1 pseudogene is annotated in these 380 nt (G+C 48.4%); it reads left to right on the top strand.

The features are described from left to right. Positions 1-277, top strand: a pseudogene (locus J7R10_RS09655) (phage protease); the annotation flags it as partial. Between the last annotated feature and the right edge of the window lie 103 nt (positions 278-380).

Genomic DNA, 380 nt, shown 5'->3' with positions numbered 1-380 from the left:
GGGCAAGATTTTGCCTGCTGCCCGTGAGGAATACCGGTGTGTGTGCACCCTTGAAGGGGGCATGGATCATTTTAAAAGTTTGGTAGAAAAGTTGCCGACGCTTGCCTCAACAAGCCCTTTAGAGGTGTGTGCCTTAGCGCAAGAACCAAAACTTGCTCCAGAAGAAGTTGCTGGTGCGGCACGTCATTACCAAGAAGAGCAGAAGAAAAAAGGGTGGGACAGCACCATTAGCCAAGCGGTTGAGCATATTTGCGATCAAAACGAGCTCCAATCATGAGTACAATGATTTTAATTAAATCTTTTCGCGCCAGTGATGTGATTTCGCCTTTTTGCATTGTTGCAGCGCGCGGTGAGGGTTGTGTGGCAACGGCTTCTGGTAA

The sequence above is a fragment of the Bartonella vinsonii subsp. berkhoffii ATCC 51672 genome (assembly GCF_902825225.1).
Taxonomy (GTDB): domain Bacteria; phylum Pseudomonadota; class Alphaproteobacteria; order Rhizobiales; family Rhizobiaceae; genus Bartonella; species Bartonella berkhoffii.
Note: the sequence above shows the minus strand (reverse complement) of the source record. Positions and strands in the feature narration are given on the sequence as shown.